We start from the raw sequence: 21,648 nt of genomic DNA on the forward strand, positions 1-21,648 counted from the left end.
ATTTTGAAAGGGAGGGACAGCTGTGAAACACCGCCTGCAATTTGCGGGGAAAAAGCTGCTGCGCATGGTGCTCTTGCTGCTGGGGGTGAGCCTGGCGGCCTTTCTCCTCATGTCCCTTTCGCCCCTGGACCCCCTCCAGACGAACGTGGGCCAGACGGCCCTGGGGTCCATGAGCCCGGAGCAGATTGAAAAGCTTCAGGACTACTGGGGGATGAACACCCCGCTGGCGGAGCGGTATCTGGGCTGGCTGTCCGACGCGCTCCACGGGGATTTCGGGGTTTCACTGCTCTACCGCCAGCCGGTGCTCCAGATCATCGGACAGCGCCTGGCCAATTCCCTGGGCCTGCTGTTCGTTGCGTGGGTGCTGTCCGGCGTTTTGGGGCTGGCGCTGGGGGTGACGGCCGGATGTTTCCGTGGCCGCTTGCCGGACCGCCTCATCCGGGGCTACTGCCTGCTGATTTCCAGCACCCCCGCGTTTTGGCTGGCGCTCCTGCTGCTGATGGTGTTTTCCGTCTGGCTGGGCTGGCTGCCGGTCGGGTTGTCCGTGCCCATCGGCGTGGAGGCCGGGAGCATCACCCTGGCGGACCGGCTGTACCATGCCATCCTGCCCGCGCTGACCCTGAGTATCACCGGTGTGGCGAACATCGCCCTGCACACAAGGGAGAAGATGATCGACGTGATGGAGTCGGAGTATGTCCTGTTTGCGCGGGCGCGGGGGGAGTCCCGGCGGTCCATTGTCCTGCGCCACGGGCTGCGGAACGTCGCCCTGCCCGCGATCACATTGCAGTTTGCGTCCATCAGCGAGATCATCGGCGGTTCGGTGCTGGTGGAGGAGGTCTTTTCCTACCCCGGCCTGGGGCAGGTGGCGGTGGACGCCGGGCTGGGCAGCGACCTGCCCCTGCTGCTCGGCATCACCGTGGTGACCGCCGCCATCGTCTTTGCGGGCAACCTGATTGCCGACCTGCTCTATGGCGTGGTGGACCCGAAGATCCGAAGGGGGGCGGCGCGGTCATGAAGGCATGGAACAGCCGGAAAAAGGCGTTGCTCCTTTTCTGCACCGCCGCCGTGCTCCTGTGCGCGGTGGCGGTGGCGGGGATATTCCTGGAGGGCCGGGCGATGCAGGCCGACTTCTCGCAGAAAAACCTGGCGCCCTCCCTGCAATATCCCTTCGGGACGGACTGGATGGGCCGGGACATGCTGGCCCGGACGTTGACCGGCCTGTCCCTGAGCATCCGGATTGGGGTTCTCACCGCCGCGGTCAGCGCGGTGATTGCCCTGGCCATTGGAATCGCCGCAGCCCTGCTGGGCCCCAAGGTGGACGCGGCGCTCTCGTGGTGTATGGATTTGGTGATGGGGATTCCCCACATCCTCCTGGTGATGTTGATTTCGCTGGCGTTCGGCCGGGGATTCGCGGGGGTGGTTGCGGGCGTGGCCCTGAGCCATTGGCCCTCGCTGAGCCGGGTCATCCGGGGCGAGGTGCTGCAACTGCGGCAGGCGGCCTATGTGCGGGCCGCGGAAAAGCTGGGCATCCCCCGGCGGCGGGTGGTCCGGCGGCATATCCTGCCCCATCTGCTGCCGCAATTTCTCACCGGCCTGATCCTTCAATTCCCCCACGCCATCCTGCACGAGGCCAGCGTGACCTTTTTGGGGTTTGGGCTCTCCCCGGAGCAGCCGGCCATCGGCGTGATCCTTTCGGAGAGCATGCGCTACCTGACCACCGGGAAGTGGTGGCTGGCGCTGTTCCCCGGGCTGGCCCTGGTGCTGGTAGTGCTCCTGTTCGCAGGGATGGGGGAGCGCCTGCGCCGCCTGCTGGACCCGGCCAGTGCCCATCAATAAAGGAGGAATCCCATGGAACCGATCTTGGAAGTGAAAGGGCTGTCCATCGCCTTTCAACAGTATGACGCGGGGACCCGCCAACGCCGGTTGCCGGTCATCCGCGACCTGTCCCTGTCCATCGGGGCCGGGCAGGTGGTGGCCGTGGTGGGGTCCAGCGGTTCGGGCAAAAGCCTGCTGGCCCACGGCATTTTGGGAATCCTCCCCTACAACGCCGCGATGGAGGGGGAGATCCGCTATGACGGCGAGCTCCTGACCCCCGAGCGTGTCGAAGCGCTGCGGGGCCGGGAGATCGTGCTGGTCCCGCAGGGCGTGACGTATCTGGACCCGCTGATGAAGGTGGGGCCGCAGATCCGCAGAGGGAAGCGCTCACCCGAGGCGCGCGCCAAAAGCCGTTCCGTCTTGGAGCGGTATGGGTTGGGCGCGGAGACGGAGGAACTGTACCCGTTCGAGCTCTCCGGCGGGATGGCGCGCCGGGTGCTGATCTCCACCGCCGTGATGGAGACGCCCCGGCTGGTCATCGCGGACGAACCCACGCCGGGCCTGGACGCCCGGGCCGCGGGCCGCATCCTGGGCCACTTCCGGGAGATCGCGGACGCGGGCGCGGGGATGCTCCTGATTACGCACGACCTTGAGCTGGCCCTGACCATCGCAGACCGCGTGGTGGTGTTCTATGCCGGGGAGACCGTCGAAGAGGCGGACGCCGCCGATTTTGCCGCGGGCCGCCTGCGGCATCCATACACGAGGGCGCTGTGGCGCGCCTTGCCGCAGAACGGCTTTATGCCCATCCCCGGCGCGCAGCCGTATCCCGGTGAGATTGCAGGCGGGTGCCTATTCGCCCCGCGCTGCCCGCATTGCCGCCCGGCGTGCCGTGCGGCGGTTCCATACCGGGCGGCGGACGGCGGGCGTGTGCGCTGCCTGTATCCGGAGGAGGGAGGTACCCCATGAGCCTGGAAGCCAAAAATCTGTCGTTCCGCTACCGGCGGGGACAGCCGCCAGTGTTGCAGGCGGTCAATCTGACCGTGCACCCCGGCGAGCGGGTGGGGCTGCGCGGGCCCAGCGGCCGCGGAAAGACCACCCTGTGCAAGCTGCTTGCCGGATACGAGCGGCCGTGCGGCGGGCAGGTCCTGCTGAACGGCAGGCCGCTCTCCGGTTTCCGCGGGTGCTGCCCGGTGCAGCTGATCGGGCAGCACCCGGAGACGGCCGTCGATCCGCTGCTCCGCCTGGGGGACACCCTGTATGAGGCAGGCCCCGTGGAAGAGGAGGTGCTGGAAGCGCTGCACATCGCCCCCGCCTGGCTGGACCGGTATCCCACGGAGCTCTCCGGCGGGGAGCTCCAGCGGTTCTGCATCGCCCGGGCGCTCCGCCCGGAGACCCGGTTCCTGCTCTGCGACGAGATCACCGCCATGCTGGACTTGGTCACGCAGGCGCAGATCTGGGAATTCCTGTTGGATGTAGCCAGCCGCCGGGACCTGGGCCTGTTGATCGTGAGCCACCAATCCCTGCTGTTGGAAAAGCTGTGTACCCGCATCGAACAGTTGGACGTTTGACGTCCGCTTGCACAGGATAAAAGAAAAAATGCATTTTCCCCCTTGACATGGAGTTTACTCCAGGTTGTAGCATACAGGATAGAGGATGCTGCCGGGACAGCCGGGGCATACAGACGTACTACAAAAGGAGGATTCCAGCATGGAGAAGGCAACGGTCTATTTTACAAAAGATCTTTCCGCGAAAGGTCTGATGAAGGCATATAACGCCCTTGGCGTCCAGCTCAAGGGGAAGGTGGCCGTAAAGATTTCCACCGGGGAACCCGGCGGCCACAATTTTTTGCAGCCCGCTTTGATCCAGGACCTGGTCAAGGCGCTGAACGGCACGATTGTGGAGTGCAATACCGCCTATGCGGGACGGCGTTCTTCTTCGGAGGAGCATTGGAAGGCCATCGAGGAACACGGGTTCAAGGCCATCGCGCCCTGTGACATCATGGACGAAGAGGGCGACATGGCGATCCCCGTGACGGGCGGCAAACACCTGAAGGAAAACTATGTGGGCACGCATCTGAAAAACTACGATTCCATTTTGATGCTCTCGCACTTCAAAGGGCACGCCATGGCGGGCCTGGGCGGCGCGCTGAAAAACATGTCCATCGGCGTGGCTTCGGCGCGCGGGAAGATCCAGATCCACAACTCCGCCAAGAGCGAGGTCTTTGAGGATTGCTTCACCGCCGACCAGGATTCCTTCCTGGAGTCCATGGCGGATGCGGACCAATCCGTGATGGATTTCATGGGCCGGGAAAACATCGTCTACATCAACGTGGCCAACCGCCTGAGCGTGGACTGCGACTGCGATTCCAATCCCCACGATCCGGAGATGGCGGACATCGGCATCTTTGCCTCGCTGGACCCGGTGGCCGTGGACCAGGCCTGTGTGGACGCGGTGTACCATTCCCCGGACGAGGGTAAGGCGGCGCTGATCGAGCGCATGGAGTCCCGCCACGGCATCCATACGGTGGAGGCGGCCGCAGAGCTGGGCCTCGGTTCCAGGGAATATACGCTGGTCAACTTGGATTAAGACATTCATAAGGATACCCACAGCAAAACAGAATCCGCAGGGATGATCCGCACGGCAAAAGAGCATCCCTGCTTTTTTGTCTATGGTCGGACACACCGAAAGCAAAACAACAGGAAGGAAGAACTCTGTATGCAATATCGGAAATTGGGACGCACCGGCTTGCAGGTCAGCGAAATCGGCCTGGGGTGCGAAGGATTTGTCCTGAAGGACGACGCCTTTGCCGAGGAAATTTTTCGGACCGCTTTGGAAAGCGGCGTGAATTGTATGGATTTATATACGCCCAATCCCGACGTACACCGCCGGGTGGGACGCGCAATCCAGGGCCGCCGGGAGGCGTTTGTGCTGCAGGCGCACCTGTGCACCATCTGGGAAAACGGCCAGTACCGCGCCACACGGGACCCGGAGGAGGTCCGCGCCTCCTTTGAGACCATGCTGAAAAACCTGGGTACGGATTACATCGATGTCGGGATGATCCACTATGTGGATTCCGTTTCGGAGTGGGAGAAGATTGCCAACGGCCCCGTCATGCAGTATGCGAAAGCGCAGAAGGAGGCCGGGCATATCCGCTTCTTGGGCGTGAGCAGCCACAACCCGGAGGCAGCCCTGGCCGCAGTGGAGAGCGGGAGCATCGACGTGCTGATGTTCAGCGTCAACCCGTGCTACGACCTGCTGCCCGGCGATGAGGATTGCGAAAAGCTCTGGGAGGGCGAAAGCTATGCGGGCGTGCTCTCCAACATGGACCCGCAGCGCGAACGGCTGTATGAAACCTGCCAGCGGCTGGGGGTCGGGATCACCGTGATGAAGGCCTTCGGCGGCGGCGACCTGCTCAGCGAGGAGCTTTCGCCCGCGGGCAAGGCGCTCACCGTCAACCAGTGCATCCACTATGCGCTGACCCGCCCGGCCGTGGCCTGCGTGATGTCGGGCGTCCGGAGCCTGGAAGAGCTCAAGATGTCGCTCGCCTATGAAACCGCGACCGACGCGGAGCGGGATTACGCCGCGGCCTTTGCCTCCTTCCCCCGCATGAAATGGGAGGGGCACTGCATGTACTGCGGGCACTGCGCGCCCTGCCCCAAGGGGATCGACGTGGCCACGGTCACCAAGTTTTTGAATTTGGCCCGCGCCCAGGGGATGGTGCCCGAGACCGTGCGCGAGCACTACGCGGCGCTGCCCCATAAGGCGGGGGAGTGCGTGGCCTGCGGCGCCTGCGAGAAGCGCTGCCCCTTTGGCGTGGCCATCCGCGCCAATATGAAGGAGGCGGCGGCGACGTTCGGCGCGTAAGGAAGACGCGCAGGCGCCGCACCGGCAATCCTTGACAAATCAAAACCATCTCTGGTATGATACACAAAGAGCCGCTCCAAGCGAGCGGCTTTTTCAAGGCTATAAGTTAGCCTTAGCTAACTTATAGAATGCATTTTCACACCGAATGCTGTGGGGACATCCGGAAAAGAGGGACATGTGAGATGATGGGGGAGTACATCCGGCGGTGGGCAGCGGAAGGGGCCCATGCGGGTGAGATACAGGGGCCGTTTTCCCTGGAGGGGATTACGGCCTGGGAGTGCGATCTTTCCGGCTGTGCGCCGCTCGAATCGGCAAGCGTACAGCCCGCGCATGTGGAGGCCCTGTTTTGCCGGGCGGGACAACTGCGGGCAACCCTTTGCAAGGGGCAAACCGTCTGCGCAGGGCCGGGGGAACTGCTTCTGGTCTCGGATGCGGCGGAACTCCGCCGTTTCTCCCTCGAAGACGGTTGCTTTCAAGGGATATTTGCCCTGATGGACAAGGCCGCCTCCCGGGACCTGCCCGCACAGGAGCGCACCCTGTGGGCGGGGGATGCCTCCCCCATGGACCAAGTGGCCGGCCTGCTGCGCAGCCACAACGGCTGTATGGCGGTCCGCGAGCCGGTCTGGGGGCCGTCCGTCCTCGCGTCCCTGTGCCAGCTCCCAAAAGAGCGGCGGGGCGCTTATTTCCTGCTCAAGCTCTGGGAACTCCTGTACCTTCTGTGCAACCGGCAGCCGGCAGCGGTTGCCCCCTGCGCAAACGGGTATTACGACCATTACCAGGCGGACGCCGTCCGGAACGTCCACGACTATATGCTGGCGCATTTCGACCAGCACATGACCGTCCCGGAACTGGCCCGCCGGTTCCAGCTATCCCCCACGTTTCTCAAAAGCTGCTTCCGGCGGCTATATGGCGCGCCGGTCCACACGTATCTTCAGCAATACCGCCTGCAAACGGCGGCGCGCCTGCTGCGCACCACGTCCGACAGCGTGCTGCACATCGCGGTGGCCGTGGGATACACGGGCACCAGCCAGTTTGATTCTGCGTTTAAAGCGCTCTATCATATGACCCCGGCGCAGTACCGCAAGTGGTGCCGCGAAAATAATGTCCAAAACCGATGAAATCCGTCCGTTTCCGGCGGAATTTCCTCACCGGCTGTGCTATATTTAAGTTTCAAATGAATGCCATGTGCTAGGAGGTGTCCCGTTTGAAGCAACACAAATTCTGGGCGTGGGGGGCTGTCATCTGCATGGTGATGGTGATTCTCACAGGCTACCGGCACAAATAATTCTGGAGGAATTGCCTTATGAACATCTATCAAAAGATCGCTTTATTCGTGGGCGGCGCACTGTTTGGCTCCGCCGGGATCAAATTGTTGAGCAGCAAGGACGCGAAAAAGGCGTATACCCATGCCACCGCGGCCGCATTGCGCGTAAAAGATTCGGTGATGGGCACGGTGACCTCCGTGCAGGAGAACGCAGCGGATATTCTAGCCTCTGCCAAGGACATCAACGAACAGCGCGCCGCGCAGGAGGAAACCGTCGAGGATACCTCCAAAGAGGCAGCGGAGGCTTAATGGGGAAACGCACGGCCCATTTACACATCCAACAGAAGAGGGCCGCAGGCGCGGCCCTCTTCTTCCTTTCGGAGGTCAACGATGAAATTTCAAATTGTACATGAGAGCAGCGGGCGCATGCGCATCCACTGCGCGCAAAAGCGGATGAGATTGGAACAGGCCGACCTTCTCGAGGCTTACCTGCAACAGACCGGCGGGGTCCGGCAGGCCGTTGTCCACGAGCGGACCTGCTGTGCCGTAATCCATTACCAGTGCGCGCGCGAAGAGCTGCTGCAACGGATCAGCCGCTTTGCCTACGACGCCGAAGGGGTGGCGGAGCTGGCCCCGCTGCACAGCAGCCGGGCGCTCAACCGCACCTATGAGGAAAAGCTGGTGGGGCGCATTGCCTTCAAGGCGGTGCGTTCGCTCTTCTTTCCCGCGCCCCTGCGGATTGCCTATACGCTGTGGAAATCCATCCCGTACCTGTTCCGCGGGGTCCGGTGCCTGCTGCGGGGAAAACTGCGCGTGGAGCTGCTCGACGGGCTGTCCATCGGGATCTCCATGGTGCGGCGGGATTTTGCCACGGCCGGTTCCGTGATGTTCCTGCTGGAGCTGGGCGAGCTGCTGGAGGAGTGGACGCACAAGAAGTCCGTGGACGACCTTGCGCGCTGTATGTCCCTGAACATCGACCGTGTCTGGCTCAAAACGCCGTCCGGCGAGGTCCTCGTGCCCTTGAACCAGGTCAAAACCGGCGACCGCATCGCCGTGCGCATGGGTGGCCTGATCCCCTTGGACAGCACCATCGAGGAGGGCGAGGTGATGGTCAACCAGGCGTCGCTCACCGGGGAATCCATCCCCGTGCCGAAGCGCCCCGGCACCGCGGTTTACGCGGGGACGGTCGTGGAAGAGGGCGAATGCATCCTGCGCGTGACGCAGCAGTCCGGCGAAAGCCGGTACGACAAGATCGTGGCCATGATCGAGCAGTCCGAAAAGCTAAAATCCGCAGCGGAGAACAAGGCTTCCAACCTGGCGGACAAGCTGGTGCCCTATACGCTTGTAGGGAGCGGGCTGGCGTATCTGCTGACCCGGAACGTCACGCGCGCCCTCTCGGTGCTGATGGTGGATTTCTCCTGCGCACTGAAGCTTGCCATGCCTCTGGCGGTCCTCTCCGCCATGCGCGAGGCCAGCAGCTACCACGTGACAGTCAAGGGTGGGAAATACCTAGAGGCGGTCGCCAAGGCGGATACGATCGTGTTTGACAAGACCGGCACGCTGACCTATGCCTGCCCGGTGGTGGCGGGGGTCATCCCCTTCGGCGGCCACAGCGAAGAGGAGATGCTGCGCCTGGCCGCCTGCCTGGAGGAGCATTTCCCGCACTCCATGGCCAACGCCGTGGTACAGGCCGCGCGGGACCGCGGGCTCTCCCACGAGGAGATGCACTCCCAGGTGGAATACCTCGTGGCCCATGGCATTGCCAGCACCGTCGGGACGGAGCGGGTGGTCATCGGCAGCGCGCATTTCGTCTTTGAGGATGAGGCTTGTACAATTCCTGATGGGGAACAGGAGCGGTTCGATACGCTTCCGGAGCAATATTCCCACCTGTATCTGGCCATCGGAGGACAGTTGGCGGCGGTGATCTGTATTTCCGACCCGTTGCGCACAGAGGCCGAAGCGGTCATCAACGCGTTGCGCCGTCTGGGGATTCAAAAGACCGTCATGCTCACTGGGGACAGCGAACGCACTGCCGCCGCAATTGCCGCGCAGGTGGGTGTGGACGAATACCGTTCCGAAGTCCTTCCAGAGGACAAAGCGCGGTTTGTTGAGGAGGAACGCGCGCAGGGGCATACGGTCATGATGCTGGGCGACGGCATCAACGACTCCCCGGCTCTTTCTGCGGCGGACGTTGGCATCGCAATCAGCGACGGCGCGGCGATCGCACGGGAGATCGCGGATATCACGATTGCCGCAGACGACCTCTTTGAGCTGGTCAGCCTGCGGATGATCGCCAGCAGCCTGCTGCGCCGCATCCAATCGAATTACCGCTTTGTCATCGGTTTCAATGGGGGTCTGATCGGGCTGGGCGCCGCGGGCGTCCTCCCCCCGGCCACCTCTGCCATGCTGCACAACCTCTCCACGTTGGGCGTCAGCCTGCGGAGCATGACAAACCTGTTGGATTGACGGGCGTCCGCCCCCGGAAATGCCAAGGCAGGCGGCCCTGTGCGCAGCCTGCACCCGGGAAGGATGGCAGTTGCCCTGGAAATCCTTCTGTTTTTATCCATCCCAACCGATCGAATTTTAACGGGCGGCGCCCCTTCAGCCTATGAGGCCGGAGGGGCGCCGCCCGTTGCATAACCGTGGCTGCCTATGAAAAGGCAGATGTTTTATGGGGTCTCCTGTGACGGGTGTGCCCGTATAAAGGCAGGGGCGTGGGGGCTGTGCGTCCCACAGTGCCCGCAGCCCTTACACTGGGGGCCGCAACCGCAGGCCTTCCGCAGATACCCGTTGGATTCCAGGGACTCCACCCGCCGTTGCACCTCTTTCTGGGGCTCCCGCAGGGAATTGGCCAGGTCCGCGACAGACCAGGCGCGTCCATCGTTCAACAATTCCATCAGCCGGTCCAACGATGGTTCACCTCCTTTTTCTGGAAAGCTGCCCCGGGAACGGGGCGATGCATCGCATGGTTGGCGGTTTGCGCATGGGCAAACGGATGGAAACGGACATACATAAGTTAGTCAAAGCTAACTTATGCGCAAAAAAGAAAGCGTTCCCGCCCGCTTCTGCCTCAATGGGATACTGCCGTTTGGTTGTTCTGGACCGAAAGCACGATGTAACCTGCCGCACGCACGGCATCCCGCAGCGTGTCCTCCGGAAGCGGCTGTTTCATCCGCACGGCTGCCTTGCGGGAGCTGAGGTCCACCTGTGCCCAAACGCCGTCCAGTTGGTTGAGCGCATTTTCCACGCGCCGTACACAGTTGGAACAGGTCATGCCGTCGATGGTCAACACCGTCTCATATGGGTAGTGGGTTTTATCCCGGTCCGCTACCTTAACCTTCTTGACCGCTCCTTCGTGTTCGCCGCAACAACCGCCCCCATAACGGAGTTTCCGGATGTAGCTGTAAACTCCGTAGATACAGGCCAGCGCCAATAAAACAGAGATTATGAGGGTTGCCATTTCCAAAGCCTCCTTGGTTAGTTTCTGCTAATTAAGGTAGCACAAATTCCACGTTCTGTCAATGCGGCGGCGTCCATCGCTTCATTTAGGCATACGGCGTGTTTCCCGGGAGTGCCGGCCGGCTGTTTTGGCCGGAACCGGCCGCACAAGGAGACCGCGAATCGAAACAAATGCTTCCGTTCAGTCCTCCAAAGGACAAGATGGCCGGGAAAACTTTTCCCGGCCATCTTGCTCGCATCTTTTGCGCACGGGACGGGGACATAGTCTGCCAACCGCAAACAAGGTCATTTCCCCTGCGGGCCTTCCTGTTCCTCCCTGCGCTTTTGCGCCCGCCACTGTTCGATCTGGCGCAGGCGCTCCTGCACGCGCACTTCGGAACCCTGCGCGGTGGGGATGTAGTATTTCCTCCCCTGCAGCGCGTCTGGAAGGCATTGCATGGTGGTGAGCTTGTCCTCTGTGTCGTGGGCGTATTGATACCCCTCGCCGTAGTGCAGGTCCTTCATCAGGCGGGTGGGGGCGTTGCGGATCTGTAGGGGGACCGGCTCGTCCAGCATCTCCAGCGCGTCACGTTTGGCGGTTTCGTACGCCACATAGAGCGCGTTGGATTTGGGGGCGAGGGAAAGGTAGGTCACCGCGTGGGTCAGATGGACCGAGCACTCGGGCATGCCGATAAAATGGCACGCCTGGTAGACGGCCGTCGCGATTTCAATCGCCCGGCTGTCGGCCATCCCGACGTCCTCGCTGGCAAAGCGGATGAGGCGCCGCGCAATATAGAGGGGGTCCTCGCCGCCCTCCAGCATGCGGGCCAGCCAGTAGATTGCAGCGTCGGGGTCGCTGTTGCGCATGGATTTGTGCAGCGCCGAGATGAGATTGTAGTGCTCTTCTCCGTTCTTGTCGTAGAGCAACGACTTTTTCGAAAGGCACTGCTTCAAAATTTCGGGCCCGACCACCACCCCGGAAGGGGTCCGTTCGCCGTTCAGCACGGCCATTTCCAGGGTGTTCAGCGCCGTGCGCGCATCGCCGTTTGCAAAATTTGCGATCATCGCCAGCATGTCCCCGGCTATTTGGACGGATTCCCCGCCGAAACCGCGGGGGTCCGTAAGCGCATGGCGCAGGAGCGTTTGCAGGTCCTCCGGGGACAGCGCCTGCAAGACAAAGACCTTGCAGCGGGAGAGAAGCGCCGAATTGATTTCAAACGAAGGGTTTTCGGTCGTCGCGCCGATCAAGATGATGCTGCCGCGCTCGACAAATGGGAGGAAAGCATCCTGCTGCGCCTTGTTAAAGCGGTGAATCTCATCGACAAATAGGATGGTCCTCTCCCCAAACCGGCGGTTTTCTTCTGCGCGCTGCATGACCTCGCGGATCTCTTTGATGCCGCTGGTCACCGCGCTGAAATCGATAAAATTGGCGTGGGTCCGTCCGGCGATGATGCGCGCTAGGGTGGTCTTTCCCACGCCGGGCGGCCCCCAGAAGATCATGGAGGAAATGCGGTCCTGGTCGATCAATTGCCGCAAAATTTTTCCCTCTCCCAAAAGGTGCTCTTGCCCGACAAATTCCTCCAGGGTGCGCGGCCGCATCCGGCTGGCCAATGGCCGGTCCATCCCCTGCTGCCCCAATAAGGTCTGCTGTTCCATAAGACGCCTCCGCAGTTACCGTTTTTTCTATTTTACCACCGGTGGAAGGAAAGGACAAGAACAAAGTTTCGTTTTGGATGAAGCACAAGCAGGGAATGCCAAACCATATATAAAAAGAAAACAGGGAACGCCCGCGTCGGTCCGGCAGACGCAGGCGTTCCCTGTTTTCCTTCCGGGGGAGAAGCCGGATATTGGCTCATGGAAGAAAATATCCGTAATGGATGCCCCGCAAAACAGGAGGCGTCCGATTAAGACTTCAGCAGACGGATATAGTGATTTGCTTCGCGCAGCACATGGTCTGCGAGGAGGGGCAAGATGATCGAACGGATTTTGCATTGTTCGATTCCTTGCGCGCCCGCCGCCTTAAAATCTCGGAACCGGATGGTTTTTTCCAGGGAATCCGCGGTTAAGGTCTGGTTTTGCGCATGATTGCAGGCGTTTAACAATGCTTGGTATTCATTGGCAAATCCGTCCGCGGTTTGCAGCAATTCCGTTTCAGAGGGGTCCAGCAGGCCGCGTATAAACATGGCGTGTTCCATCATGATCTGGTTCCAAAAGTGTTCGATTTCCTTCATGGACTGGCAGGTCAGATCGCCGTCGTTCTCGAGCATCCGAAGATATTTCTGATAGAGCTTCGCCTCTCGCAGAATATGCTCAATCAGTAGCGGATAGTTCATGGTGAACAGTTCACAGCAAAGGACCTGTTTTAAGATTCGTTCCTTAAAACCAATCAATCCGTTCAATAGCCGGAGCGCCGTCCGGTTCAGCCTTTGTACCTGGGGTTGTATTCTGGCGCAAACATCCGGCCGGCCACACGCGTTGCGCAGCTGTAGTTCACGGCTGGTGATCCTTCGGTTGATTGCAATCCCGGTAAAGCGCTCCGTCTGCTGTTCCGCCAGAGCGGTAAATTCCGTGACCAGTTCGCCGGAGCACAGGACATCCTGGCTGATAACGCCGTCGCTGAGCGCGATGGCTTGACAGAGCAATGTTTCAAATTCCCTTTTATAAACCTCCGCCTGCTTCGAAAACGATTCGTTCGCCGGGGTAAATCCCGCCCGCAGGAACAGGGAATGTTCTTTCATGATGCGCCCAAAGAACAGATGCAGTTCCAGGGAGCTTACGACATAATCATCTGTGTGCATAGTACCCTCCAAAACAACTGTAAATAAAAGAGATTGATCCATTGGTATGGTAATGCACATGGATTATACCGGGTTCTCTCCACACAAAAGATGCGGGTTGCGGGCGTGGTCCGCCGCAGGGGAGGGAAAAAGGGATTGCTCCTTGGAAATAAAAAACTACACCCCACAAAGTGAGGTGCGGTTTACTGCTGGATTTATATTATCGAAAAGATACCCGCTATAAACGCGAGCGGCAAGGCAAAAGAAAAAGCCGAGTCCTGGACGCGAATTGCGTCCAGGCTCAGCCTGGCGGAAGCGGTGGGATTCGAACCCACGAGACGTTGCCGTCTACCTGATTTCGAGTCAGGCCCGTTATGACCACTTCGATACGCTTCCATATTCCATTGTAAATCGTCCATCCACAGGGCGAATACTTACATTTTAAAGAAGAGAGGGAAAAAAGTCAAGAGATTTTGCGGGATTCCAGTAGTTATGGCGAAATATTCTGCATCCAGCGCGGGAAAAGCTGTGCCACGGGGTGGGCGAAGGGCATAGGATGCTTTAAGACAATTCTAAAAATCAGGTGATGAGTATGGCTTATACGGATCGCGAACTTTTGGCGCGGCTGATTCAATGTGAGGCGGGCGGGGAAGGGGAGGACGGTATGCGGGCAGTAGCATCCGTCATTGTGAACCGTGCGCGAGTGCCTTACGGCGAGTTCTTCCGGGTCAGCCAAGGCGGCGACGTCCGCAGCATTATGGAACAGCAGGGGCAGTTTGTCTGTATGCGGGATTCCGTAAACGGCAGGTATAATCCGCAAAATGTGTGGAATATGGACCCGGAGGATATCCACTATGAGATCGCAGACTGGGCGTTGGCAGGCAATACCTTGAACGCCGTGGGGGAAAGCTTGTTCTTCTTTAATCCCTATAGCGCAGAGTGCCCAACGTATTTCCCACCCGGCGGGATCGGCGTCCTGTTCAACCGGGTCAATAACCATTGTTTTTATACGCCCACACAGAAATATGCAACGACTTAGGCTATTTTGTCGGTAGGAGGGTTTCACTTATGGATACAGGAACATTTGCACAAAATCAGGAGATGTCTAACACGAACACGCCATGCATGGGGGCGGGCTGCGCAGGGGCGTCGCCCGACGTCTCCGCATTTACGAATGTGCGGCTCAATCCCAATCTCCCCACATTGGAGGAGATCGCCTCATACAATTTGATGAACCCGTACCAAAAGGAGAGGCAGAGGCAACAATTGCAAAATGCCGGGAACAGCCCCCTGCGGGATTACGCAGAAGAAAACCGGAACGCTATGTGGCCCCCGTTAACAAACATTTGGCAAAATGCGAATGGCACACAGGGGACACAAACACAGAGCAGCGCCGTTGCGCAGAGCGGCGCGACCGGAGGTTCCCTTGCGCCGATTACGTCCATGACACAGCCGCAGTCGATCCCTGCGGAAAGCCTTCAATATATGAATGGTTTTTTGCGCACCCAGGTGGGGCGTCCTGTGCAGGTGGATTTTTTGGTCGGGACCAACAGCATTGTTACACGCTCCGGGATTCTCTTGGCCGTTGGGGCAAATTTTATCCTCATCAACGAGACGGAAACGGATGATATCCTTGCCTGTGATTTTTATAACATCAAGTTCGTCCGTTTCTATTATTAATAGGAAATGGAAAACAATCGGAAAGACCGAAACTGCGCGGGAGGTGATCCCGCACAGCTTCGGTCTTTAGGTTCTCTTACATCGGAACCGTTTACAATCCGTGGACGCTCCAGCAAATCGTTATCCGGCGGCTTCCACCGTCTGCGCAGAAGCTGCCTCGGGCGGGAGTTCGACCGGTGCGGCGGCATTGCAGTTGAACAGTTCCCCTGTCAAAACGCTTTTGGAGATGGAAACTTTCACACTGTCGCCGCTGATCTTGCTGAACACGGTGTTGAGCGCTTCCGTGGTATCCAGCTCCATGCGCAGGAGGCGGCCGTCGTCCTTGCCAATGTAACAGTAGCCGTACACCGCGGGGGTACTCGCCAGAAGTTCCTGCACCAGTGTCTGGGAACCGTCCCCCATGCCGCTGGCGGAGACAATCGCCTCAATGGAACTGCGCAGGATGTCCGCCGGGAACGTGACCTCCAGTTTATAAGCAGGGGTACCTTCGACTTCCTCCTCGCGGACAAATTGCGGGTCAGTGGCCTGCTTTAACAGGCGCAAAATTTCGATCTGTTCCGAAGGGGTTGTGTTGAGCGTTTCCGCCGGGGTGCGGAGCCAGCCGTCCTCGGTTTCTGCGTAAAACCAGCAGAAGCCGTCCTCGGTCATCGTATAGGTGACGGAAGGGGCGCCGGCCCCGGTATCCTGGGTGCTCTTTAGGCAGAAGGGGTCTGCAAAATAGACGGACGAAACCGCCGAATGGAAGGTCTGCTGTTCGGTGCCCGCGTTGAATTCCAAGTCATTGGAAAACCGGCTTTCGCAGCTTTCCAGGGCGTTTACCTGGGAAAGCGTCTCCCGGAGGAGCACCGCCGGATCGGGCTGGCTGTTTGCAGAACACGCCGTACAGCAGAGGCAAAGGCAAAGAATACAGGCATAAACCGCCCGTTTCCACCAATGTTTCATAGCGATCAGCCTTTCTTTGGATGGGAGCGGACAGCCCCCATTTGTTTTTATATATAATAGTAACAAACAATGGATAGATTCGCAAGGCAAACGATGTCGTGAACTTGACATAACCCCTTGCAAAGGGTATGATGTACTGTGTATTGTTACAAATTGTTCCGGGGCAGATTTTACGGAAAAACGGGGGTTATCCGCATCGTGGGCAATGGCCGCGCAGCCGCGGACCAGCTGTGTAGAAAAGGGGTTTTTTCATTGGCAAATCGAGTAAAGGAAGCGGCCATGGAAATGGCTTCGCTCTCTGTGTATAAAGGGATCTTAAACCGGACGGTTCCAAAGGCGTTCTACCGGCTGCTTTGGGCGGCACGGGGGGATTCCCTGGAAGCGTTCTTGAATGCGTGGGGCGATTTCTACGATGTGCTGTGCATGCGTGGATACAGCGAAAACCTTGCAGGGTGCATCACAGGGACCGCCTTGTTTGATGAAAATGCATTTTCGCTCGCGGCCGCGGCTGGCACCGCCGTGCTTCCGGAGGGCGTGCGCCGTGCCGTCCGGCGGGATCTTGCGGTCATCCGCCAGGTCGCGTCGATCACACCGCAGGAGCTCCGGGAAAACAGCGCGTTTGCGCAGGACGTCGCCGGGATGGAGCTGCCGGAATGGAAAACAGGGGAGCCGGTTGCCGTGCTCGGCGGCGACCTCGACCACTGCATCACAAAGATGGCGGAATATTACCGCTCCAACGGCTGCGGCATGTATGCGCGTTACCGCGCGTTTATCTGGCGGAATCACAGCATCCAGCCCGTGGCCTACCCGGACCAGCAGCGCCTTGCGGACCTCAAGGGCTATGAGATCCAACGCAAGCTGGCCATCGACAACACCCTGGCCTTTTTGCAGGGCTTGCCGGCCAACAACTGCCTGCTGTATGGGGACCGCGGCACGGGCAAGTCGTCCACGGTCAAAGCCATGCTCAATGAATTCTACCCGCAGGGATTGCGCGTGATCGAGATCCCGAAGGAATCGCTGATGGATTTCCCGGCGCTGGTGGACCAGATTGCCGCCGTACCGCTGAAGTTCATCATCTTTATCGACGACCTGTCCTTCTCGCAGCAGGACGATACCTATGCGGCGTTGAAGGCTGTGCTGGAGGGCGGGCTGGCGGCCCGTCCGGAAAATGCGCTGATTTACGCTACCTCGAACCGCCGGCATCTCCTGCGGGAGAGCTTTTCGGACCGCGAGGGGGACGAAATCCATCTGGGGGATACGATCCAGGAGAGCATGTCCCTAGCGGACCGCTTTGGCCTGTCCATCCAATTCTCCTTGCCGGACAAGGTGCATTTCCTGGAGATCGTGGAGCAGCTGGCGCGCCAGAGGGAATTGGACGAGTATCTCCCGGAGATCAAAGCGGGCGCGGAGCGCTGGGCGATTGCCCGCAGCGGCCGGTCGCCGCGCTGTGCAAAACAGTATATCGACGATGCGGAGGCGCGCATCCGGCGCGGACAGCCGCTGGACTGAGACGGACGGAAGGAGGCCGATCGAAGATGAAAAGACCGCTGGCAGCATTGCTGGGGATTTTGTTGGTGCTGAGTATTTGCGTGGGCTGTGGGCCGAAGGGTGATATCAGCTCCGGCGTAGCGGAACAGGACTTCCCCGTAACGGTAAACGAAGTGACGATCCAGGACGAACCCAAGGGCGTTGTTGTCCTGTCCCCTAATTTGGCAGAGGTCATTATGGCGCTCGGCTACGAGATGCAACTCTGTGGCAAGGGCGCTGCCTGCACCCAGGAGGACCTGTCGGTGCTGCCGGATATGACGTTGGATGACCCGCAGTCGATTTTGGGGGTTGGCGCAGACCTGGTCCTCACGGAGGACGCGCCCAGTGAAGAGCAGAAACAAGGGCTGAACGACGCGGGGATCGATGTGGTGACCATTGCGCCCGCTACCAGCCGCGAAGATTTTACCCGCCTGTACCGGGAGGTCGGTTCCTGCATGATGGGCGGCGTCAAAGGATACGAACGCGGGGAGAAGATCGCTGAGGGCATCTTTAGCACGATTGACGACATCAGCCGCCAAATCCCCCAGACGGATACGCCGGTTTCCGTCTGTTACCTCTACGATGTCGAGGGCGGCGTCGTGACGGGCGATACACTGGAGGGGAAACTGATCGAATGTGCCGGGCTGATCAATGCGGCTTCGGACGGGGCGGGAAACCACATGGATGTGGAAACGCTGCTGATGGTCCAGCCGCAGTATATTTTCTGCCCGACCGGTCTCAAGGATACCTTGGCCCAGACGGACCAATATAAGGATTTGACTGCTGTCCAGGAGGGGCGCGTTTATGAGATGGACCCCTCTTTGATGGAATGGCAGGGGAACGGGGTTATTTCCGCTGTCAGTTTTATGGCGGGCACAGTCTACCCATCCCTGGCAGAGGGCACCACGTCCCTGGAGCCGGAGGGTGGCGAAAGCCAGACGCCCACCGGCGGCAATTCGGATATGGAGGTCGGGGATGTCACCTCGGACCCGGAACAGCCGGAAGGCGATTCCCTGAAGCTTGGCGACGAAGGCGACGCGGTGAAAAATTTGCAGCTGCGTCTGGCGGAGCTGGGGTATCTGTTCGTACAGCCGACGGGACTGTACGGGGAAGGGACCCAGCAGTCGATTATGGACTTCCAATATGTCAACAACCTGCGGATCACAGGGGTGGCAGATGAAGAGACCGTCAACCGCCTTTTCGCGGCGGATGCGCAGCCCCGCCCCGAGGGAAGCCTCATTTATTCTGCAGACGAATAAGTATTTGTTGAAATAACGAAACCATATCGGTACATATGACCAACGTTCTATGCAAAATCACTTGCGTTTTTCATAAGAATCTTTTATACTAATAATGGTTTTGATGCGTGGGAATGATTGTGCGCAGAAAACAGCGGCAATATGCAGAGGGGGTTCCCTCACAGGAGGACCGATCCAATTGCTGCTAAGAGGGCGCAAATACCAAGGGGTTCCAGGCGTCACAGCTTGCCTGAAGCGGGACCAGCTATTGGGAGGGGCCGGTGGAAGGTTGGCTGTTATGGATTTGCTTTCGTGTTTTTCCTCAATATATTGAATAAAATAGTTATTCAACGCGGCGCTTCCGGCCAGGGGCTTTTCCTCTCCCCTGGCCGGAAATCTTTTTATGGGAACAAGCTGCCGGTTGCGAGCAGCTTTGGCGGAAGGTCCGCGCGGTATTGTGGCGACCGGGGGTCCAGGCTGTTGACCACCACGCCGTGGCAGCCGTTCCCCGCGGTCGTATGGATATACCGGCCGTTCCCGATAAACATAGCGACATGCCCTGGAAAATAGAGCAGGTCCCCCGGCCTGACGAGGCGGTAGGGGATCTTCTGGATGGCATATCCTGGCTCTAGGCGCGCATCGCGGAAGATGCAGACGCCGTTCAAAGCATATGCCATGAAACAGAGCCCCGAGCAATCGATTCCGGCCGGTGTCATGCCGCCCCACCGGTAAGGCGCGCCCAAATAGGAGCATGCCGCGCGGACAACATCACAGCGGAAACGCGCCTGGCTGCGGCGCCCCATGCCGCTGTGTGGCCTAGTAAGGGCGGACGCGGGAAGGAAGCCGGGGACCCCGTTTGGCAGAAGGACCCGGCTCCATTTGCCCGTGCCGGCTGGGGCGTCCAGTTGGACCAGCGCGCCCCGCGGCAGTGTGCATACAGCCGGCGCTTGCACCGATGGTTCCGCCTGGACATCGGCAAACGGCGCGCGGACCAAGGCTTTTGGCGCGGCTTTCCATGCTTCAAGGGATGCCAGGGGAAACAGGGCCGGCTCTTCCGCCCAGCCTTCGTACCCATAGCAGGTGCGCACCCGGCGGTAAATGCCGCTGGATTCCAAGATTTCTACGGAAACGCCGCAGAGGGCTTCATCCACACGCTCCGCCCCCTTCTTTGGCTCTTTCCAAAGCGGGGCAGCTGCCGTTTGGATCAATGCATCGTTCGCCATATCGTTCGCCTCCCCTTCAACAGGAATCTATATGCCGCAGGCTGGGGATGTATGCAGGGGCGGGGGAAGCCGCGGATATCCCCCAAAAAGGGGAGGTGCGGCAAAATTCCGGGTTGCAAATGGGGCGGGCCTGCATCTTGTGCTTTTCATGGCTACAACCCCAACATGGGACAAGTATTAGGCATGTTCCCCTAAATTCACAGGGAGATTTTGTCTTTTTTCACAAAGGTGGTCGTGGTTTGACAAAAACAATCGAGCAAAAGAGCGAAGATATTTTATAGAAGACCAAAGAATTTTATATAGATTTTTTGATTTGAGGAGGCTATACTTACTAATAGTAAATCGCAATTCCACCTGCATTTGTGCAAATGCACAAGGATGGGCGGGTTGCTAAACCGAAAGAAGATATTCTAAGAAAGTAGGAGGATTTTCAGGTATGAAAAAGGTATTAGCATTTATGCTGGCAGCTATGATGATGGCTTCTATGGCCGTTGGCTGCGGCAATGATGGCAACACTTCTTCCGCAGACGCTGGCACAGCGACCGATACGTCTTCTGCGGAGGCCACTGATGGCGAGGAGCCTGCAGAAGAGCCGGCGGCAGACGCTTCTGACGTAAGCATCGGTTCCTGCGTGTACAAGTTCGACGATACGTTCATGACCGGTGTTCGTAACACCATGACCGCTCGCGCAGCAGAGCTGGGCGCAACCATCGATATCGTGGACTCCCAGAACAAGCAGCCGACCCAGAACGAACAGGTTGATACCTTCATCACGAAGGGCGTCAATGCTCTGATCGTTAACCCGGTTGATCTGACCGCTGCTGGCCCGATCATCACCAAGGCGAAGGACGCAGGCCTGCCGATCGTTCTCCAGAACCGTCAGCCGTCCGAGGAAGACATGAATTCCTATGACCAGGCTTGGTATGTTGGCTGTAAGGCAGAGCAGTCCGGCACGATGTCCGGCGAGATCATCGCTGACTACTTCACCGCGAATCCGGATGCAGATAAGAACGGCGACGGCACCATCCAGTACGTCATGCTCCAGGGCGAGCCTGGCCACCAGGACGCTACCCTGCGTTCCGAGTATGCTCCGAAGGCAATCGAAGAGGCTGGCTTCAAGGTTGAGCAGCTGGCTGCTGACACCGCTATGTGGGATAAGGTTAAGGCTACCGACTTGATGGCAGCATTCATCTCCTCCCAGAGCCTGGATAAGATCGAAGCTGTTCTCTGCAACAACGACGATATGGCTCTCGGCGCAATCGAAGCTCTGAAGGCAGAAGGCTACAACTCCGGCGATGCTTCCAAGTATATCCCGGTTGTCGGCGTTGACGCAACGGCTCCGGCTCTGGAAGCTATGAAGGAAGGTTCCCTGCTCGGCACCGTTCTGAACGATGCTACCAGCCAGGGCAACGCCAGCGTGAACATCGCAGTTGCAGCTGCACAGGGCAAGGAAGTCACCGAAGAGAACATCGGCTACCCGGTAACCGATGACAAGTATGTCTGGATTGACTATGTAAAGGTCACGCAGGACAACTATCAGGATTACATTTCCTAAGTTTAGCGCGAACGCAGTACACTTTCTTTTGATTTCTTAAAGAAATTGTTGTTCTACGGGGAACGCGAAAGCGAGCGCTTTCCGTTCCCCGCTTAATTTTAGCAAGAAGGAGGACTGATGGAATGGGTGAATATGTGCTTGAAATGAACAACATCACCAAAGTATTCCCTGGCGTTAAAGCGCTGGATGGGGTCACCTTAAAAGTGCGTCCCGGCAGCGTACATGCCCTGATGGGCGAAAACGGCGCAGGAAAATCGACTTTGATGAAGTGTTTGTTCGGCATCTACCACGAGGATGGCGGCGAAATCATCCTGGATGGGAAGAA

At 59.1% G+C, this 21,648-nt stretch carries 21 protein-coding genes and 1 tRNA gene; 15 read left to right on the forward strand and 7 right to left on the reverse strand.

The window, feature by feature from the left end; all coding sequences use genetic code 11:
- Positions 1-22 precede the first annotated feature (22 nt).
- The 9 genes from I2E77_RS08555 (at position 23) to I2E77_RS08595 (ending at position 9,409) form a co-directional block, all read left to right on the forward strand.
- Positions 23-1,015, forward strand: coding sequence for an ABC transporter permease (locus I2E77_RS08555; protein WP_419761413.1), 993 nt, complete (start codon positions 23-25; stop codon positions 1,013-1,015).
- Positions 1,012-1,836 (forward strand): ABC transporter permease, encoded by an 825-nt coding sequence (locus tag I2E77_RS08560; RefSeq protein ID WP_195451032.1) that lies wholly within the window; start codon positions 1,012-1,014, stop codon positions 1,834-1,836. Before I2E77_RS08555 ends, I2E77_RS08560 begins: the two co-directional genes overlap by 4 nt.
- Positions 1,837-1,848: 12 nt before the next feature.
- Complete coding sequence (locus I2E77_RS08565) at positions 1,849-2,781, forward strand: ABC transporter ATP-binding protein (RefSeq protein ID WP_195451033.1); 933 nt, start codon at positions 1,849-1,851, stop codon at positions 2,779-2,781.
- On the forward strand, positions 2,778-3,383 hold the full coding sequence (locus I2E77_RS08570) for an ABC transporter ATP-binding protein (RefSeq protein WP_191448681.1): 606 nt from the start codon (positions 2,778-2,780) through the stop codon (positions 3,381-3,383). Before I2E77_RS08565 ends, I2E77_RS08570 begins: the two co-directional genes overlap by 4 nt.
- A gap of 139 nt (positions 3,384-3,522) precedes the next feature.
- Positions 3,523-4,401 carry a DUF362 domain-containing protein gene (locus I2E77_RS08575; RefSeq protein WP_087234492.1) on the forward strand — a complete coding sequence of 293 codons (879 nt, stop codon included), beginning with the start codon at positions 3,523-3,525 and terminating at the stop codon, positions 4,399-4,401.
- Between the two features lie 129 nt (positions 4,402-4,530).
- Positions 4,531-5,679 (forward strand): aldo/keto reductase, encoded by a 1,149-nt coding sequence (locus I2E77_RS08580; protein ID WP_195451034.1) that lies wholly within the window; start codon positions 4,531-4,533, stop codon positions 5,677-5,679.
- 182 nt (positions 5,680-5,861) lie between these two features.
- On the forward strand, positions 5,862-6,797 hold the full coding sequence (locus I2E77_RS08585) for a helix-turn-helix transcriptional regulator (protein WP_195451035.1): 936 nt from the start codon (positions 5,862-5,864) through the stop codon (positions 6,795-6,797).
- Positions 6,798-6,982: 185 nt separating this feature from the next.
- Positions 6,983-7,252, forward strand: a complete 270-nt coding sequence (locus I2E77_RS08590; RefSeq protein ID WP_191441632.1) for a DUF6110 family protein — start codon at positions 6,983-6,985, stop codon at positions 7,250-7,252.
- A gap of 81 nt (positions 7,253-7,333) precedes the next feature.
- A complete protein-coding gene (locus tag I2E77_RS08595; protein ID WP_195451036.1) occupies positions 7,334-9,409 on the forward strand; it encodes a heavy metal translocating P-type ATPase in 2,076 nt (691 codons plus the stop codon).
- 203 nt (positions 9,410-9,612) lie between these two features.
- Here the strand turns inward: I2E77_RS08595 and I2E77_RS08600 are convergent, their stop codons facing one another.
- From I2E77_RS08600 to I2E77_RS08620, 5 genes are all read right to left on the reverse strand, one after another.
- The gene (locus tag I2E77_RS08600; RefSeq protein WP_087234500.1) at positions 9,613-9,852 is read right to left on the reverse strand and encodes an Lrp/AsnC family transcriptional regulator; all 240 of its coding nucleotides are present in this window, start codon (positions 9,850-9,852) and stop codon (positions 9,613-9,615) included.
- 161 nt (positions 9,853-10,013) lie between these two features.
- The gene (locus I2E77_RS08605; protein WP_087234502.1) at positions 10,014-10,403 is read right to left on the reverse strand and encodes a heavy-metal-associated domain-containing protein; all 390 of its coding nucleotides are present in this window, start codon (positions 10,401-10,403) and stop codon (positions 10,014-10,016) included.
- A 284-nt stretch (positions 10,404-10,687) separates the two neighbouring features.
- Positions 10,688-12,037, reverse strand: coding sequence for a replication-associated recombination protein A (locus I2E77_RS08610; RefSeq protein ID WP_195451037.1), 1,350 nt, complete (start codon positions 12,035-12,037; stop codon positions 10,688-10,690).
- A gap of 248 nt (positions 12,038-12,285) precedes the next feature.
- Positions 12,286-13,179 (reverse strand): DUF2935 domain-containing protein, encoded by an 894-nt coding sequence (locus I2E77_RS08615; protein WP_191521391.1) that lies wholly within the window; start codon positions 13,177-13,179, stop codon positions 12,286-12,288.
- A gap of 286 nt (positions 13,180-13,465) precedes the next feature.
- Positions 13,466-13,554, reverse strand: a tRNA-Ser gene (locus I2E77_RS08620).
- 196 nt (positions 13,555-13,750) lie between these two features.
- On the opposite strand from I2E77_RS08620, the gene I2E77_RS08625 reads away from it, so the two are divergent.
- Complete coding sequence (locus I2E77_RS08625) at positions 13,751-14,197, forward strand: cell wall hydrolase (protein WP_195451038.1); 447 nt, start codon at positions 13,751-13,753, stop codon at positions 14,195-14,197.
- 29 nt (positions 14,198-14,226) lie between these two features.
- Positions 14,227-14,838, forward strand: a complete 612-nt coding sequence (locus I2E77_RS13945) for a hypothetical protein (RefSeq protein ID WP_242969694.1) — start codon at positions 14,227-14,229, stop codon at positions 14,836-14,838.
- Between the two features lie 120 nt (positions 14,839-14,958).
- Here the strand turns inward: I2E77_RS13945 and I2E77_RS08635 are convergent, their stop codons facing one another.
- Positions 14,959-15,780 (reverse strand): hypothetical protein, encoded by an 822-nt coding sequence (locus I2E77_RS08635; RefSeq protein ID WP_087234510.1) that lies wholly within the window; start codon positions 15,778-15,780, stop codon positions 14,959-14,961.
- A 252-nt stretch (positions 15,781-16,032) separates the two neighbouring features.
- Here I2E77_RS08635 and I2E77_RS08640 point away from each other — a divergent pair, with 252 nt between their 5' ends.
- The gene (locus tag I2E77_RS08640) at positions 16,033-17,289 is read left to right on the forward strand and encodes an ATP-binding protein (RefSeq protein WP_237967223.1); all 1,257 of its coding nucleotides are present in this window, start codon (positions 16,033-16,035) and stop codon (positions 17,287-17,289) included.
- Positions 17,290-17,315: 26 nt separating this feature from the next.
- On the forward strand, positions 17,316-18,566 hold the full coding sequence (locus I2E77_RS08645; RefSeq protein WP_191441628.1) for a peptidoglycan-binding protein: 1,251 nt from the start codon (positions 17,316-17,318) through the stop codon (positions 18,564-18,566).
- 380 nt (positions 18,567-18,946) lie between these two features.
- Here I2E77_RS08645 and I2E77_RS08650 read toward each other — a convergent pair whose 3' ends face one another.
- Positions 18,947-19,768, reverse strand: a complete 822-nt coding sequence (locus I2E77_RS08650) for a C40 family peptidase (RefSeq protein WP_195451039.1) — start codon at positions 19,766-19,768, stop codon at positions 18,947-18,949.
- 436 nt (positions 19,769-20,204) lie between these two features.
- Between I2E77_RS08650 and I2E77_RS08655 the strand changes: the two genes are divergently transcribed.
- The gene (locus I2E77_RS08655) at positions 20,205-21,323 is read left to right on the forward strand and encodes a galactose ABC transporter substrate-binding protein (protein ID WP_195451040.1); all 1,119 of its coding nucleotides are present in this window, start codon (positions 20,205-20,207) and stop codon (positions 21,321-21,323) included.
- A 122-nt stretch (positions 21,324-21,445) separates the two neighbouring features.
- On the forward strand, positions 21,446-21,648 hold a 203-nt coding region (locus I2E77_RS08660; protein ID WP_140400304.1), incomplete at its 3' end, for an ATP-binding cassette domain-containing protein.

This window comes from Anaeromassilibacillus sp. 1001302B_160321_C8 (genome assembly GCF_015554745.1).
In the GTDB taxonomy this organism is placed as follows: Bacteria; Bacillota; Clostridia; order Oscillospirales; family Acutalibacteraceae; genus Anaeromassilibacillus; species Anaeromassilibacillus stercoravium.

What these genes read in the sequence shown, in the direction of transcription:
- I2E77_RS08560 (WP_195451032.1), top strand. Translation starts at nt 1,012, where the DNA reads ATGAAGGCATGGAACAGCCGGAAAAAGGCGTTGCTCCTTTTCTGCACC.
- I2E77_RS08565 (WP_195451033.1), top strand. Translation starts at nt 1,849, where the DNA reads ATGGAACCGATCTTGGAAGTGAAAGGGCTGTCCATCGCCTTTCAACAG.
- I2E77_RS08570 (WP_191448681.1), top strand. Translation starts at nt 2,778, where the DNA reads ATGAGCCTGGAAGCCAAAAATCTGTCGTTCCGCTACCGGCGGGGACAG.
- I2E77_RS08575 (WP_087234492.1), top strand. Translation starts at nt 3,523, where the DNA reads ATGGAGAAGGCAACGGTCTATTTTACAAAAGATCTTTCCGCGAAAGGT.
- I2E77_RS08580 (WP_195451034.1), top strand. Translation starts at nt 4,531, where the DNA reads ATGCAATATCGGAAATTGGGACGCACCGGCTTGCAGGTCAGCGAAATC.
- I2E77_RS08585 (WP_195451035.1), top strand. Translation starts at nt 5,862, where the DNA reads ATGATGGGGGAGTACATCCGGCGGTGGGCAGCGGAAGGGGCCCATGCG.
- I2E77_RS08590 (WP_191441632.1), top strand. Translation starts at nt 6,983, where the DNA reads ATGAACATCTATCAAAAGATCGCTTTATTCGTGGGCGGCGCACTGTTT.
- I2E77_RS08595 (WP_195451036.1), top strand. Translation starts at nt 7,334, where the DNA reads ATGAAATTTCAAATTGTACATGAGAGCAGCGGGCGCATGCGCATCCAC.
- I2E77_RS08605 (WP_087234502.1), bottom strand. Translation starts at nt 10,403, where the DNA reads ATGGCAACCCTCATAATCTCTGTTTTATTGGCGCTGGCCTGTATCTAC.
- I2E77_RS08610 (WP_195451037.1), bottom strand. Translation starts at nt 12,037, where the DNA reads ATGGAACAGCAGACCTTATTGGGGCAGCAGGGGATGGACCGGCCATTG.
- I2E77_RS08615 (WP_191521391.1), bottom strand. Translation starts at nt 13,179, where the DNA reads ATGCACACAGATGATTATGTCGTAAGCTCCCTGGAACTGCATCTGTTC.
- I2E77_RS08625 (WP_195451038.1), top strand. Translation starts at nt 13,751, where the DNA reads ATGGCTTATACGGATCGCGAACTTTTGGCGCGGCTGATTCAATGTGAG.
- I2E77_RS13945 (WP_242969694.1), top strand. Translation starts at nt 14,227, where the DNA reads ATGGATACAGGAACATTTGCACAAAATCAGGAGATGTCTAACACGAAC.
- I2E77_RS08635 (WP_087234510.1), bottom strand. Translation starts at nt 15,780, where the DNA reads ATGAAACATTGGTGGAAACGGGCGGTTTATGCCTGTATTCTTTGCCTT.
- I2E77_RS08645 (WP_191441628.1), top strand. Translation starts at nt 17,316, where the DNA reads ATGAAAAGACCGCTGGCAGCATTGCTGGGGATTTTGTTGGTGCTGAGT.
- I2E77_RS08650 (WP_195451039.1), bottom strand. Translation starts at nt 19,768, where the DNA reads ATGGCGAACGATGCATTGATCCAAACGGCAGCTGCCCCGCTTTGGAAA.
- I2E77_RS08655 (WP_195451040.1), top strand. Translation starts at nt 20,205, where the DNA reads ATGAAAAAGGTATTAGCATTTATGCTGGCAGCTATGATGATGGCTTCT.